12 protein-coding genes are annotated in these 14,359 nt (G+C 66.4%); 7 read left to right on the top strand and 5 right to left on the bottom strand.

Annotated elements, in window-relative coordinates; genetic code table 11:
- Positions 1-155 precede the first annotated feature (155 nt).
- The 5 genes from HT136_RS22795 to HT136_RS22815 all read left to right on the top strand — a co-directional run bounded on the left by HT136_RS22795 (position 156) and on the right by HT136_RS22815 (position 6,616).
- Positions 156-1,583: an MFS transporter gene (locus tag HT136_RS22795; RefSeq protein WP_214202136.1), complete on the top strand. Its 1,428-nt coding sequence runs from the start codon at positions 156-158 to the stop codon at positions 1,581-1,583.
- Positions 1,584-1,635: 52 nt separating this feature from the next.
- Positions 1,636-2,400 (top strand): nuclear transport factor 2 family protein, encoded by a 765-nt coding sequence (locus HT136_RS22800; RefSeq protein WP_214202137.1) that lies wholly within the window; start codon positions 1,636-1,638, stop codon positions 2,398-2,400.
- 109 nt (positions 2,401-2,509) lie between these two features.
- Entirely contained in the window at positions 2,510-3,940 is a 1,431-nt protein-coding gene (locus HT136_RS22805; RefSeq protein ID WP_214202138.1) for an NAD-dependent succinate-semialdehyde dehydrogenase, read from the top strand.
- Positions 3,941-3,947: 7 nt separating this feature from the next.
- Positions 3,948-5,003, top strand: coding sequence for an amidohydrolase family protein (locus HT136_RS22810; protein ID WP_214202139.1), 1,056 nt, complete (start codon positions 3,948-3,950; stop codon positions 5,001-5,003).
- 8 nt (positions 5,004-5,011) lie between these two features.
- On the top strand, positions 5,012-6,616 hold the full coding sequence (locus tag HT136_RS22815) for an MFS transporter (protein ID WP_343222290.1): 1,605 nt from the start codon (positions 5,012-5,014) through the stop codon (positions 6,614-6,616).
- A gap of 143 nt (positions 6,617-6,759) precedes the next feature.
- On the opposite strand, the gene HT136_RS22820 is transcribed toward HT136_RS22815, so the two are convergent.
- Both HT136_RS22820 and HT136_RS22825 read right to left on the bottom strand, forming a co-directional pair.
- A complete protein-coding gene (locus HT136_RS22820) occupies positions 6,760-7,284 on the bottom strand; it encodes a DUF3237 domain-containing protein (protein ID WP_246544204.1) in 525 nt (174 codons plus the stop codon).
- Positions 7,248-8,717 carry a lignostilbene-alpha,beta-dioxygenase gene (locus tag HT136_RS22825; protein WP_214202140.1) on the bottom strand — a complete coding sequence of 490 codons (1,470 nt, stop codon included), beginning with the start codon at positions 8,715-8,717 and terminating at the stop codon, positions 7,248-7,250. The genes HT136_RS22820 and HT136_RS22825 overlap by 37 nt, the downstream gene beginning before the upstream one ends.
- 172 nt (positions 8,718-8,889) lie before the next feature.
- Between HT136_RS22825 and HT136_RS22830 the strand changes: the two genes are divergently transcribed.
- The gene (locus tag HT136_RS22830) at positions 8,890-9,303 is read left to right on the top strand and encodes a MarR family winged helix-turn-helix transcriptional regulator (RefSeq protein ID WP_343222291.1); all 414 of its coding nucleotides are present in this window, start codon (positions 8,890-8,892) and stop codon (positions 9,301-9,303) included.
- 38 nt (positions 9,304-9,341) lie between these two features.
- Here the strand turns inward: HT136_RS22830 and HT136_RS22835 are convergent, their stop codons facing one another.
- From HT136_RS22835 to HT136_RS22845, 3 genes are all read right to left on the bottom strand, one after another.
- Positions 9,342-11,042 carry an acyl-CoA dehydrogenase family protein gene (locus HT136_RS22835; RefSeq protein WP_214202142.1) on the bottom strand — a complete coding sequence of 567 codons (1,701 nt, stop codon included), beginning with the start codon at positions 11,040-11,042 and terminating at the stop codon, positions 9,342-9,344.
- 91 nt (positions 11,043-11,133) lie between these two features.
- Positions 11,134-12,447, bottom strand: coding sequence for an MFS transporter (locus HT136_RS22840; RefSeq protein ID WP_425516913.1), 1,314 nt, complete (start codon positions 12,445-12,447; stop codon positions 11,134-11,136).
- A 135-nt stretch (positions 12,448-12,582) separates the two neighbouring features.
- Complete coding sequence (locus HT136_RS22845) at positions 12,583-13,296, bottom strand: nuclear transport factor 2 family protein (protein WP_214202143.1); 714 nt, start codon at positions 13,294-13,296, stop codon at positions 12,583-12,585.
- Positions 13,297-13,382: 86 nt separating this feature from the next.
- Here HT136_RS22845 and HT136_RS22850 point away from each other — a divergent pair, with 86 nt between their 5' ends.
- Positions 13,383-14,324, top strand: coding sequence for an SDR family NAD(P)-dependent oxidoreductase (locus HT136_RS22850; protein WP_214202144.1), 942 nt, complete (start codon positions 13,383-13,385; stop codon positions 14,322-14,324).
- Positions 14,325-14,359 lie beyond the last annotated feature (35 nt).

Raw genomic sequence — 14,359 nt, forward strand, 5'->3', positions numbered from 1 at the left:
AATACCTCACTCCTCTCCATCGTATTCGTATCTTTTTTCGGCCTCGAGCCGAATCTCCTGTCTTTTTTTCCGGAACAAGAGATTGTATGCAAGGCTAACAATAACGAAAGTGGGCGTCCACACAAGATGCCCCGAGAGATGGGAAGAGAGACGCGATGGCAATAGCGAGTGCCGGCATCGAACCGTTCGAGCCGACCGGCGTGTCGGCAGGCAACAACGCCGGGCCCGACGCGGCACAAACCCGCCAGTGGCCGCGCCCTGCAGCGGCCTACTGGACGCTGGCGGTGATCGTCCTGGCCACCTTCCTGACCTTCTTCGACCAGGTCGTGTTCGGCATGATGGCCGAACGCATCAAGGCCGACTTCGGGCTGACCGACTCGCAGCTCGGCTTCCTTGCCGGGCCCGCCAGCATCATCTGCTATCTTTTCGTGGGCATCCCGCTTGCGCGCCTGGCCGACATCTGGCCGCGCAAGTTCGTGCTCGCAGGCGGCGTCACCGTGATCGGCCTCGTCACCATGGCGGGCGGCGTGGCGCAGACCTTCGTGCAATTCGTGGGCAGCCGCGTGTTCCTCGCCGCGGGCGGCTCGGCGCATGCGCCCGCCTCCTATTCGCTGATCGCCGACATGTTCCCGCCCAAGAAGATCACCCGCGCCTTCGCGATCCTGCAGCTGGGTTTCATCGGCGGCTCGACGCTGGGGCCGCTGATCGGAGGGCAGTTGATCGCGATGACCTCGCACTGGGGGCCCACCGTGATCGGCCCCTTGCGGATTTTCTCCTGGCAGTGGATCCTGATCTGGACCGGCCTTCCCGCCTTTCTGTTCGCGCTGCTGTTCCTCACCATCCGCGAGCCAAGTCGCCAGGTCGTGCCGGGCGCACAGAGCATGGTGCCTGAAGGCGCCTCGCTGGGACGCCGCATCCTCACCTTCACCGGGCTCGACGCGGCCAAGGCGATCCGTGCCAATGGGAAGGTCTACTATCCGCTGTTCTTCGGACTGGCGCTGAGCGCGCTCGAAAGCACCGGGCTCGGCTTCTGGCGGGTGCCCTTCATGATTCGCACTTACGGCTGGAGCGAGGCGCAGATCGGCGCCGTCACCGGCGGCATGATCCTTGTCGCCTCGTTGCTCGGCCTCGTGCTGGGCGGCACTTTCGTCGAATGGCTCGCCAAGCGCTACAAGGACGCCAACGTGCGCGCCGCGTTCATCTGCTTCTGTGCGGTGACGGTGTGTTCGATCCTCTCGCCGATCATGCCCAACGGCTACGCCTCGATGGCGGTCGCCTCGGTCGGCGCGATGTTCGGGATCGCCGGCGCGGTGCCCCAGAACGCCGCGATCCAGCGCGTCGCGCCCAACGCCATGCGCGGCCAGGTGACCGCGATCTACCTGTTCATGTTCACCTTTTTCGGGGCGATGGGCAGCTTCGTGATCGGGCTCGTCGCGCAATATGTGGTGGTCGACCCCGCCAAGCTGTGGCTCGCGCTGGAAATCACCGCGATCGCCCTGCTGCCGCTCGCCAGCTTCTGCATCTTCCGGGCGATCAAGCCCTACCGCCAGGAAATCGAGCGTCTCGAAGCGCTCGGCCTGTGACGACACCCGCAAAAGCGGGGGCGAACGTACAATTTGTGAGAGGAGAAACGATATGACCGACACCACGCGTCTCGATGCCCTCGAGGCCCAGGTCGCCGAGCTCACCCGACGCCTGACCGTGCGCGAGGACGAGCTCGACGTGCGCAAGCTTCAGCACCTTTACGGCTACCTGATCGACAAGTGCATGTACGAGGAAGTCATCGACTTGTTCACCGACGATGGCGAAGTGCGCTTCTTCGGCGGCGTGTGGAAGGGCAAGGAAGGCGTGCGCCGGCTCTACGTCGAACGCTTCCAGAAGCGCTTCACCCACGGCAACAACGGCCCGATCGACGGCTTCCTGCTCGATCACCCCCAACTTCAGGATATCGTCACCATCGAGCCCGACGGCGTCACCGCGCATGCCCGCGCGCGCTCGATGATGCAGGCCGGACGCCACAAGGACTATGTCACGCCCGACAATCCGATGATGGCCAATCCGCGCCAGTGGTGGGAAGGCGGCATTTACGAGAACACCTACAAGAAGGTGGACGGCGTCTGGCGGATCCACGTGCTCAACTACTTCCCCCACTGGCACGCCGACTTCGACAAGGGCTGGGCCTTCACCGAAGCCGAATATGTCCCCTTCCCCAAGGTCCTCTACCCCGAGGATCCGAGCGGCCCGGATGCACTGATCGACGACCACTGGCTGTGGCCCACGCACAAGCTGCTGCCCTTCCACATGGCGCACCCCATCACCGGCAAGCCGATGGTGGCCGAGCGCTGGCAGGGCGACATCGATCGCGAGCAGGCCCGGAAGGCCGCCGAACCCGCCGAGTGATCCGTTTCCAGGCCTGACGGCGTGCAGCGCGCGGACGAGATCCGCGCGCTGCACGCCGCGCACGCGGCAACGCCCCCTTTTTTCCGAAGAAATTCCAGCGCGGTGAGGCATGACCGACTACCCCGAACTCTACCTGATGATCGCCGGCGAACGGCTTGGCCCGCACGGCCGCGCCACCCACGCCGTGCTCAATCCCGCGACCGGCGAGACGATCGGCCAGCTTCCCCTCGCCACCGCTGAAGACCTCGACCGCGCGCTGGCGACCGCGGCCACCGGCTTCGCACGCTGGCGCAAGTCCAGTCCGCACGAACGCGCCGCCGTGTTGAACGGCGCCGCGCGCCTGATGCGCGAACGCACCGAGGAAATCGCCCGCATCGCCGTGCTCGAGCAGGGCAAGACGCTTGCCGAGGCGCGTATCGAGGTGGGCATGAACGTGGGGCTTTTCGAATTTTACGCAGGCGAGGTGTTCCGCCTCTACGGCCGCACACTGGTGCGTCCCGAAGGCATGCGCTCGACCGTGCTGCACGAACCGGTCGGCCCGGTCGCCGCCTTCGCGCCCTGGAACTTTCCCATCGGCAATCCGGGCCGCAAGCTCGGCGCCCCGATCGCGGCGGGCTGCTCGGTGATCATGAAGGCCGCCGAGGAAACACCCGCAAGCGCGCTCGCGGTGCTGCAATGCCTCTACGACGCGGGACTGCCAACGGACGTCGCGCAGGCGGTCTTCGGCGTGCCCGACCAGGTCTCGCGCCACTTGCTCGCCAGCCCCGTCATTCGCAAGCTCTCGTTCACCGGTTCGACCGTGGTCGGGCGCCAGCTTGCCAAACTGGCGCTGGAGGACTTCAAGCGCACGACGATGGAACTGGGCGGGCACGGACCCGTGCTGGTCTTCGCCGACGCCGACCTCGAACGCGTGCTCGACACCGTGGTGCCGCAAAAGTACCGCAACGGCGGCCAGGTCTGCGTCTCGCCCACTCGCTTCATCGTCGAGGCCCCCGTCTACGACGCCTTTCGCGAAGGCTTCACCGAGCGCGCGGCCGCGCTGCGCGTCGGCCCCGGGCTCGATCCGCAAAGCCAGGTCGGCCCGCTCGCCAACCCGCGCCGCGTCGAGGCCATCGACGCGCTCATCCGCGAAGCCGTCGCAGCCGGAGCGCGGCTCCACACCGGAGGCGAGCGGTTCGGCAACCGGGGCTTCTTCTATCTGCCAACCGTCCTCTCGGACGTGCCGCAGGCCAGCCGCATCATGAACGAGGAACCGTTCGGCCCGGTCGCGCTGATCAATCGCTTCGAGAGCGAGGAAGAGATGATCGTCGAGGCCAATCGCCTCCCCTATGGCCTCGCGGCCTATGCCTGGACCTCCGACGCGGCGCGCCAGAAGCGCCTTGGCGCGGCGATCGAGGCGGGCATGGTCGGCATCAACACGCCGATGATCGGCGGCTCGGACAGCCCCTTCGGCGGGGTCAAATGGTCGGGTCACGGCCACGAGGACGGACCCGAGGGGGTCATGGCCTGCCTCGTCACCAAGGCCCTGCACGAAGGATAAGACGAACATGACGGGAGAGCTCAAGACCGGCGGTGGCAAGGGATACTTGCGCATCGCCACCGAAGAGGCCTTCGCGACGCGCGAGCAGGTCGACATCTACTTGCGCATGGTAAAGGATGGCAGCGCGGACAAGGGCATGGTCTCGCTATGGGGCTTCTACGCGCAGAGCCCAAGCGAGCGCGCCATGACGATCATCGAGCGCCTGCTCGACCTGGGCGAGCGGCGCATCGCCGACATGGACGGCCTCGGCATCGACAAGGCGATCCTCGCGCTGACCTCGCCCGGCGTCCAGCCGCTGACCGACCTCGATGAGGCCAAGGGCATCGCCCTTTCGGCCAACGACATGCTCGCCGAGCGTTGCCAGGCGCATCCCGACCGCTTCATCGGCATGACTGCCGTCGCCCCGCAGGACCCCGCATGGTCCGCGCGCGAGATCGTGCGCGGCGCCCGCGAACTCGGCTTCAAGGGGGTGCAGATCAACAGCCACACCCAGGGCCAGTATCTGGATGCCGCGAAGTTCGACCCGATCTTCCGCGCGCTCGTCGAGGTCGACCAGCCGCTCTACATCCACCCCGCGACGCCGCCCGACAGCATGATCGATCCGATGCTCGAGGCCGGTCTCGACGGCGCGATCTTCGGCTTCGGGGTCGAGACCGGCATGCACCTCTTGCGGCTGATCACCAGCGGCATCTTCGACCGCTATCCCTCGCTGCAGATCATGGTCGGCCACATGGGCGAGGCCCTGCCCTATTGGCTCTACCGGCTCGACTACATGCACCAGGCGGGTGTGCGTTCGAACCGCTACGCCTGCATGAAGCCGCTGAAGAAGACGATCGCCGAATACTTCCGCTCCAACGTGCTCGTCACCAATTCGGGCATGCCCTGGGAACCTGCGATCAAGTTTGCGCAGGAGGTGATGGGCCCCGAGCGCGTAATGTACGCCATGGACTATCCCTACCAGGTCCTCGCCAAGGAAGTGCACGCGATGGACGACATGGACATGCCCTTCGACGTCAAACGCCAGTTCTTCCAGACCAACGCCGAAAACTGGTTCAAGCTGTGAAGGCCGACGTGAAGCCGGCTTCCGACGCGGTCAGCCGGGCGGGTTGGCGCATCCTCACGCTGGTTTGCGCCGCGCAGGCGATGAGCCTGCTCGACCGGCAGATTCTCTCGATCCTCGCGGGCGACATCCGCCGGGACCTGGGCATCGGCGATGCCGAACTGGGGCTGCTTTACGGCACCGTCTTCGCGCTGTTCTACGCCCTCTTCTCATTGCCGCTGGGCCGCCTCGCCGATGGCTGGATCCGCACCCGCCTGCTCGCCATCTGCATCGCGATCTGGTCGCTTTCCACGCTCATGGCCGCCTTCGCCTCGGGCTTCGCGCTGCTCGCGCTTTCGCGCCTGGGCGTCGGGATCGGCGAGGCCGCCGCCTCGCCCACCGGCAACAGCCTGATCTTCGACGTCTTCCCGCGCAATCGCCGGGGCCTCGCGATGGCCGCCCTCGCCATCGCCGTGGCGCTCGGCCTCGGGCTGTCGATGATGCTGGGCGGCGTTGCGGCCGACTGGTGGAACCACGTCTTCGACGGCCCGGCTCCGCTCGGCCTGACAGGCTGGCAATTCGCCTTCGTCGTCGCCGCTCTGCCCGGCTTTCTCCTGGTCCTGCTGCTGCTACGCGAACCCGAGCCGGGGCGCGGGCAGAGCGACGGCATCGTCTCGCGCCGCGACCCGGCCCCGTTTCGCGCCAGTCTTGCGCTGTTCGCGGCGGTCGCCCCGCTCACCAACATGGTCATGCTTCACCGTCGCGGCGCCTCGGCGCGCACCTGGGCCGTCAATCTCGGCGGGCTTGCCCTCATCGTTCTCGCGGCGAGCCTTCTCGTACTGCTCTCCGATCGCATTTCGCCCCGCCCGCCCATCGCCTTCGGGCCAATCGCCATCGATCCCCACGTCCTGCAATGGTGCGTCGTCGGCTTCGGGGCCTTCGTGATCCTCAACCTGTTCCAGTCGCTCAAGCTCTCCGACGCGCCCGCCTACACCGCGCTGCGCACGCCCACCTTGCTGCTGCTGATGGGCGCAGGCGCCTTGCAGACCGCGATCAACTACGGTGTCATGGGCTTCACGCCTTCGTTCCTGATGCGCACCTACGGCCTCTCGGTGCGCGAGACTGGCTTGCACTTCGGGCTCCTGTCCGCCGCGCTCGGGATGGTCGGCCCCTTCATCGCCGGACCATTGGCCGATCGCGCCAACCGCTACCTGCCCGGCGCCGGGCGGATCGGGCTGACCCTCGCCGCGCTGACCCTCTCGCCGCTGCTGGCGATCTGGGTCTACACCGCGCCCGAGGCGGGCAGCTTCTACGGGCGCTTCACGCTCTATTCGCTGGTGCTGACAATGTGGATGCCGCCGCTCTACGCGATGATGTACGACCTCGTGCTGCCGCGCATGCGCGGGATCACCTCCTCGGCCTTCGTGATGATCTCCACGCTCGCGGGCCTGGGCATCGGCCCTTATGCCGTCGGCATGATCAGCGACGCGAACGGCGGGCAGTTGGGCTCGGCGATCCTCGCGATCAACCTCGTCGCCCCGGTGATCGTGATCCTGCTGGTTATCGCCATGCTGCGGGTGAAGCGCGACGAGGACAGCCTTGTCGCACGCTGTCGCGGAGCCGGGGAAGAGATTTAGGCGAAAGAGATTTCCGAGGGCCATCGCCCTCGGGCTCTTGAAACGGGCTTGCTCACCTTTCTCGCGCGAGCCTTGGTCGCTGCCAGTGAGCTCCACGATCGTGGGGTCAAAGGGCGATGGCCCCTCGAAATATCTCTTATTCCTTAAAGCACGCGCCAGACCCAGAGCTTGATGCCGAGCGCAAAGCGCGCGCCGGCGCACACGAAGATCGACGTGTTGAGCCAGTCATATGGGCCCTCGGGCGCGATGAATTCGGGCACCGTGCGGAAATAGTATTCGGCCGGATCGACCGCCTCGCCCGCCGCAAGCCGGGCCATCACTTCGGCGGGGCCCCGCCGCAGCCCCCGGTTGCGGATCTGGATCACCGCGCCGTCCTCGGTCGCGATCGCGTACGTCGCATCGACGAGCGTCACCCCGTCGGGGCGGGTGAGCTGCCAATCCGCCGCGCTGCCGACCAGGCTCCCCCGGATCCTGGGCCCCACGACCGAGCCTCCCGGCCGGATCGGGATGATCCGCCGGGTGCCGTCGAAAGTGGTGCCGATCGGCCGGGGTGGTTCGAGGTCGAAATAGGCCTCGTAGACGAATTCAAGACCGGGCTTGATGGCACCTTCGGGTATCAGAACGTCCTCCTTCAGGCCGCGAGGCCAATCTCTGCGGCGTCCACCCAATTGCCATGAAGACCAAAGCGCAGGCGGATCGGAATGTGCACCGTTGCCACGGGACCCTTGGCAATGTCGAGCGCGTCGAAGATCAGGAGGTCGCTGGTGTGCTCCTCCAAGCGGTTGCAGACCTGCACGATCCAGCCATCGCCTTCCTCGGCCTCGGCGCAGCGCGGCACGAAGCACGGCTCCTGCAGACTGGAGACCGGACCGCACCACCAGTGCTGCTCTTCCCCGGTCTCGAAATCCTTGAGGAAGAGGCAGTTCATCAGGAGGCCCCCGGCGCTTCCCCCGCGCAGTTCGACCGGGCGCTTCATGTCCATCTCGAGGAACCAGCCGTAGCGGGTCTGCTGCCCGGTAAAGCGATCATCGATGCGCGGAAATTCGCAGGCCGTGTCACTTAGCTTCGTGACAGCGGCGAAGTCGTCCTCGTTGCTCGCCAGGTCGACCGTCCAGTCGGTGGGATAGCTCATCGCCTCCATCCCGTTGAACGGCTCGCCGTGCACGTCGGGGAAGAAGGGGAACATGTTGTTCTTCGCCTCGCAGGTCAGGAAGTGGATCTTCGAGCCGTCCTGCCAGGCGTTGAGCACGTGGCTGGCAAAGCAGTTGTCGCGCGTGAACCAGCGCATCTCCTCGCCGGTCACGCCCTCGCGGCGAGGCAGCACGCCCAGGTGCACCGGCATCGTGGTGTCGAACCCGAAGTGCGGCAGTCCCTTTTCCAGCCGCTCCCAGCTGCCGATCGAGGGCACGATGTGGATCACCAGGTAATCCTCGGTGATCGCAAAGTCGTGCATCATGCAGTAGTAGGGAACCTTGAACCAGACCTCGCGCACGAGTTCGCCCTCGGGGCTCACCTCGTAGTAGGCAACGTCGTCGCTGCACAGGCCCGAGGCGGCATAGCCGATCGCCACCATGTTTCCGGTAATCGGATCGATCTTGGGATGCGCGGTGAAGGTCTGTCCCTTCATCGTCCCGCCGAAGGTCTCGAACCCTTGCGTCTCCATGGTCACCGGGTCCATCAGCAGCGCCGGGCTGTCCTCCTTCATCGCCCACAGCTTGCCCGCGTAGATCCAGGCGTTGGTGTTGGCGGTGGAGCGATAACGCCCCGCCACCGCCGGATCGTCGGTCAGCGGATTGCGATAGGCGCCGAACAGCGCCTGCCCCGCCTCGTTCTCGAGCTGCCACTTGTCGGTCTTGGCCCAGCGCTGGCGAAAGTCGCACTGGCCATCATGGATGTGAAAGCGCGTGATCATGCCATCGCCGTTGAAGGCGATGTCGTCGCCCAGCCGCGGCGGGAACTGCGGATCGGGCTGGACGCGGTAGAACGCGCCATCGAGGCCGGCCGGGATCGTCCCTTCGTGCGCGAGGTCGGCGATATCGGCCTCGATCCGCGAGGGCGTGTTGAACCCGGTGAAGCTCGGGCTTGCGGGAAAATGGGACATGTCCTCTCCTTGGCGGCGTCTCTCAAACGGATTCGCCTTCGCCATATTGTATGCCTCACTCACTAAAATTTCCAAGTCGCGGCTTGACGTGAAGACCAAAGAATCGCAACTAGGTTCCATGAATGCCCCTGCCCCTTTCACGGAAATTCCCGCTGCGACGAGCATCGATCATGTGCTCGACCTACATCTTCGCCTGGCGCAGGGCGCGGTCCAGCGCCGCTTTTCCGAAATCTTCAACGATCTCGGCATCACCCAGACGCAGCTGACGACGATGATCCTGATCTCGGACAACCCGGGCGCTTCGCAAAGCGACATCGGCCGCACGCTGCAGATGGACCGGGCGACCGTCATGGGCATCATCAACCGTCTCGAGGGACGCGGGCTTATCCAGCGCGGCCAATCGGCCACCGACAAGCGCCGCCAGACGCTCGAGATCACCGAGGATGGCACCGCGATGCTCACCACCGCGCGCGAACGCAGCAGTGAACTCGGCGCCTGGCTCAAGGAGCGCTTCTCCGACGCCGAATTCCACATGCTCGCCGCCCTGCTCAAGCGCATCCACGACGTCGAGATCAAGGCGTTCTGAACGCCCGGCCCACCGCCCTTGTGCGAGCCGGGCTCGTTTCACTCCGCAACGAACGCCGCGAAACCATCCAGCCGCGCGCTGCCCAGCGTCGCCAGGCTCGACAGCGCCTGCGCGCGCGCGGGCAATTCGGCAAGGTAGAAGCGCCCGGCGGCGCAAAGGCGCGCACAGGCCGGACTCTCCCCCGCTCGGTGAACAAGCCGCAAGGCTATCCAGCCCCCGACGCAGGCTCCGCAAAGGTCTAGAAAGGCCAGCGCCCCGGCATCGCCTTCGCGCGGTGCCTGCGCCATGGCGCCCAGCCCCTCCATCGCCTGTTCGAGCGAGGCCAGCGCCCCTTCCAGCGCGCCCGAAGGCTCGTCCTCGGCCAGTTCCTCCCGGGCGATCGCGAGGAACAGGTTCAGCCCCTCGCCCTTCTCGCGCCAGAGGCGGCGATGCAGCATGTCGGTGGCCTGGATCCCGCTGGTTCCTTCGAAGACTGCGAAGACGCGCGCATCGCGCAAGGTCTGCTCGATCGGCCATTCACGCGTATAGCCTGCGCCGCCGAAGACCTGCAGCGCCTCGCTTGCGCAGTCGAAGGCGAGACGCGCCGACAGGTCCTTGGCAATCGGCAACAGGAACTGCGCGAGCGAGGACCAGCGCGCCGCCGCCGCGGGCTCGGTCGCACGCTCGCTCAACTGCAAGACGTTGGCTGCGGCAAGCGAGACGCCGCGCGCCGCCTCGATCCGCCCCGCCATGCCCAGCAGCATGCGCTGGACGTCCGCGTGCTCGCGGATCAGCACCGGTGCCAACTGCGGTGCGCCGCCCTGTTTCCGTTCGCCCGCGTAGCGCAGCGCGCGGTCGAAGGCACCTGCCGCGACGCCGATTCCCTGCGGGCCGCACGACAGGCGCATGCGCAGCATCATGTGAAACAAGGTCTGGAGGCCGCGCCCTTCGGGGCCAATCAGGGTGCCCTGCGCCTCTTCGAACCCCATTACGCAAGTGGGCGATCCGTGGAGGCCGAGCTTTTCCTCGATCCGGCGCACGAAGACGCCGTTGCGGGTCCCGTCCTCGTCCGTGTCGGGAACGAGGAACAGGCTGAGCCCGCGCACCCCCGGCTCGGTGCTCGAACGCGCCAGCATGAAATGGCCAATGCGCTGCGTCAGGTCGTGGTCGCCGAACGAGATCCAGCACTTCTCGCCACTGATGCGCCATCCCCCGTCCTCACCGGCAACCGCGCGGGTGCGGATGCGCCCGACGTCGGAACCGGCATCGGGCTCGGAAATGCAGATGGTGGCGCCCCATTCGCCGTTGACGAGGCGCGGCACCCAATCGCGCGCGATCGCCTCGGGCGCGCTCGCCACCAGCATTTCGGCCGCGGTGCGCCCCGGCGTGCCCAGCATCGCGAAAGCGGGCGAGGCGCGGTTGAACACTTCCTCGCAGGCGTTCTGGAGCACCAGCGGCAGCGCCATGCCGCCAAGATCCTCGGGCAGCGGAAGGCCGATCCAGCCGCCTTGCGCAAAGGCCTCCCAGGCCTCCTTGTGGCCCGGAACCGTCTTCACCCGCCCGTCGACGGCCTTTGCCCCGACCGCGTCCATCACCCCGTCGAGCGGCGCGATGACGCCTTCGGCAAGCTTGGCCGCCTCGTCGAGGATTTGCCGCCAGGTCTCCTGGTCCACCTCGACCCCGCTCGCGGCCAGATCGTCGAGGAATGGCGCCCACTCGAGATGCCGCGCAAGCGCGTCGCAATGCTGCTGATATTCCAAGAGAACCTCTCCGCTATCTCGATCCGTCTACCGGATCGGAAAATAGCTATGTTTCATTGCAAATTCGAGTAAAATCGAACGCGAAACGCGCTCAATCGCGCGGGGTGAAGCGCAGTGCCAGCAAGGCGAACGCGGCCAGCAGCGAGCCGAGCGCGATCGCTGTCGCCACCAGCGCCAGCGAAAGTCCGGCCTCGAACAGGACGCCCGCCAGGATCGGCGAGAGCGCCGCCCCGCCGCGCCCGATGCCGATGGCGAAACCGGTGCCAGTCGCGCGCACGTGGGTCGGGAAGACCCGCGCGAAGAGCGTGTAGAGCCCCGAGACCGCGCTGTTGGTGAACAGGCCCGAGGCGAAGGCGAGCGCCGAGAGGCCCGCAAGGCTACGCACTCCGGCCGCTCCGAACAGCGCCACCATCACCGCCGAGCCCAGCAGCATCGCCACTGTCGCCCCCTTCAGCGGCAGGCGCTGGACGGCGAAGCCGAAGATGGCTCCTCCCAGCGCCCCGCCAAGATTTGCCCAGACCAGCACACCGGCCGCTTCGGGCGGCGGAAAGCCGAGGTCGACGATAATCTTGGGAGTCCACTTGAGGATGAAGTAGAAACTGACGATGTGCGCGAAATAGGCGAAAGTCACCAGCAGCGTGGTCGCCATCAGGCCCGGGCGCAGGATGTCGGCAAGCGAGGCCTTCTCCTCCTCGGCGCGCACGGCAGGCAAGGTATCGACCGGCGCATGCCCGAAACGGGCGAGCACCGCGTTGACGCGCGCAAGCGTCTGGCCGCGCCTTCGCACGAGCTCATAGTGCACGGTCTCGGGCACGAGGAACCAGACGAGAGGGACGAAGCAGGCGGTGAGGATCGCCCCGAACCAGAAGATCGCGCGCCAGTCGAACAGCGTCAGCAGCTGCGCCGAAACGATGCCGCCGATAACCGCCCCAAGCGGATAGCCGATGACCATGATGCTCATCGCCACGGTGCGCCGGCGTGCGTTCGCGAATTCGGCGGTGACGGCGTTGATGGCGGCAAGCATGCCACCGATGCCCAGACCCGTCAGCACGCGCCAGATCGACAGTGTGGCGACGCTCTGCGCCTGCGTCGCCATCGCCATGCCGAAGGCCATGACGACAAGGCAGCCCAGCACCGTGCGCCGCCGCCCGATGCGATCGGCGACGCCGCCCAGGATCACCGAGCCGACCGCCATGCCGATCAGTTCCATCGAGAGCACCACACCCAGCGCGACGCGGTCGATCCCCCACTGCGCGGCGATCCCGGGCGAGGCAAAGCTGATCGAGAGCACATCGAAGCCGTCGAGCGCGTTGAGCCCGACCATGATCGCGACCGCAACCACTTGCGCACGCGACATGGGCGCATCGGCAATGATGTCACGCGGATCGCGCGGATTGGCCTCCACCGGATTCACGGCGTTCTCTCTCCCTCGTTCAGGCGGGATCGGCCGCATGATGCGCGCTCCGCCCCCGACCCCTCATTGTTTCTTCAACATACAATACGGGCCGGGCCGGGGATGTAAAGCAAATGCAGCGCCGGCTCAGGACCTGGCCTGGCCGGCCAGCACCGCCCCGAAGCGCGGATGGGCAAAGTGCATCGGCACATCGCGGCGGAACGGCCAGGTCGGGCGATGCTCGCTTTCGGGCAGAAGGCGATCGGGGCCCAGCGGATCCTCGGGAAAGGTCTTCGCGGCCGGCTGCAGATGCGAGGTGGTGTGCGCCCAGCCATCTTCGTAGTTCGACTGCCACTGCATCATGTAGTCGAGCCGCTTGATCTTCCACACGCCGTTCTCGCGCACGTAGTCGTTCTCGTAGATGCCCGCCTCCATGAACTGCTGGGGCATCATTTCCTCGCGCGTATCCTGGAAATCGTCGTGCCAGCCACCGAAAAGCATTCCCCGGAACCGCCCCTTGGCGCTCTGCCGATCGGGCGCCACGGTGATCACGTCCTGCATCTGGAAGTGGTCGAGTAGGAGCCCGTCGACCGGCCCCGGACGTCCGCCGGTGAAGCGCCCGGCGATCCAGTCGCCGTAGAGCCGCTTCACGCCCGCATGGCCCACGTATTCGCCCGAGAGGAACACCACCACGCCATCCTCGGCGAAGAGCTGCGCGACCTCCTCGGGCAAGTTGAAATCGATGTAGTAGCCGTAGGCCCAGTGTAGGCGGCGGATCGCGTTGATGTCCTCCAGCTCGCCCACCCGGTGATCGAGGGCGTCCAGTCGCGCGGTGATGGCCGTGTCGAGCACGTCGGTCATGCGAATCTCTCCCAGATTGCGTCTTGTTTGATATAGTTTGCTACACTAACAATATTCAAAAGCAAGGCGAGAGGAGAGAATGCGCCATGGGAGAGCAAGCTGAAGCCGTGTCATTGCCGCATGAAGGCCGCGTGGCCTTCGTCACCGGCGGGGTCTCGGGGCTGGGCTTCGGGATCGCCCGCGCCTTGTCGAACGCCGGCTTCCGGCTGGCCCTGAGCTACCGCAACGAAGACTACCGTGCGCAAGCCGAAGCCTGGTTTCGGGCGGAAGGCCGCGAGGTTCCGGTCTTCGTCAGGCTCGACGTGACCGACCGCGCGCGCTTTGCCGAAGTGGCCCGCGAGATCGACGTCGCGTTCGGTCGGCTCGACGTCCTGGTCAACAACGCCGGGGTCTCGGTGTTCGGGCCCACCGACACCGCCACCCACGCCGACTACGACTGGATCATGGGGGTCAATTTCGGAGGTGTTGCAAATGGTCTGGTCGCCCTCCTGCCTCTCGTCAAGCGCACCGGCCGGGGCAGCCACGTGGTCAATGTCGCCTCGATGGCGGCCTATCTCTCGGGGCCGCAGGCGGGTATCTACACCGCCAGCAAATTCGCGGTGCGCGGGCTGACCGAGAGCCTGCGCACCAATCTCGCGCCCGAGGGCATCGGCGTCTCGCTGCTCTGCCCCGGCCTCACCCGGACCAACGCCTGGGACAGCGCGTTCCGCCGCCCCGAGGCTTTCGCGCAAAGTGGGTTCGAAGAGGTCGACAAAGAGGCGCTTACCGCGTTCGGCAAGGCCTTCGAGCTTGGCATGGACCCGCTCGAAGTGGGCGAGAAAACCTTGCGCGGGATCGAGGAGAACCGCGGCCTGATCTTTTCCCATCCCGAATACGCCGAGGATTTCCGCGAAATCTACGAGGCCTCGCTGGCCGCCCTACCCGACGAGGAAGCCCCGCCCGAACGGCTCGAGATCGAGCGCCTGCGCCGCGAGGCCAACCGCGCGGCGGCCAGCGGCCAGGTGATCTCGCTCGCCGACCTTACCTGAACGCAAAAAGACCCCCGGATGCACAGGGCATCCGG

The sequence above is a fragment of the Novosphingobium profundi genome, from assembly GCF_018491765.1.
Taxonomy (GTDB): domain Bacteria; phylum Pseudomonadota; class Alphaproteobacteria; order Sphingomonadales; family Sphingomonadaceae; genus Novosphingobium; species Novosphingobium profundi.

Bases quoted from the DNA above. Each gene is read 5' to 3' on its own strand.
- HT136_RS22825 (WP_214202140.1), bottom strand. From the start codon at position 8,717: ATGTCCCATTTTCCCGCAAGCCCGAGCTTCACCGGGTTCAACACGCCC.
- HT136_RS22800 (WP_214202137.1), top strand. From the start codon at position 1,636: ATGACCGACACCACGCGTCTCGATGCCCTCGAGGCCCAGGTCGCCGAG.
- HT136_RS22810 (WP_214202139.1), top strand. From the start codon at position 3,948: ATGACGGGAGAGCTCAAGACCGGCGGTGGCAAGGGATACTTGCGCATC.
- HT136_RS22805 (WP_214202138.1), top strand. From the start codon at position 2,510: ATGACCGACTACCCCGAACTCTACCTGATGATCGCCGGCGAACGGCTT.
- HT136_RS22850 (WP_214202144.1), top strand. From the start codon at position 13,383: ATGGGAGAGCAAGCTGAAGCCGTGTCATTGCCGCATGAAGGCCGCGTG.
- HT136_RS22795 (WP_214202136.1), top strand. From the start codon at position 156: ATGGCAATAGCGAGTGCCGGCATCGAACCGTTCGAGCCGACCGGCGTG.
- HT136_RS22845 (WP_214202143.1), bottom strand. From the start codon at position 13,296: ATGACCGACGTGCTCGACACGGCCATCACCGCGCGACTGGACGCCCTC.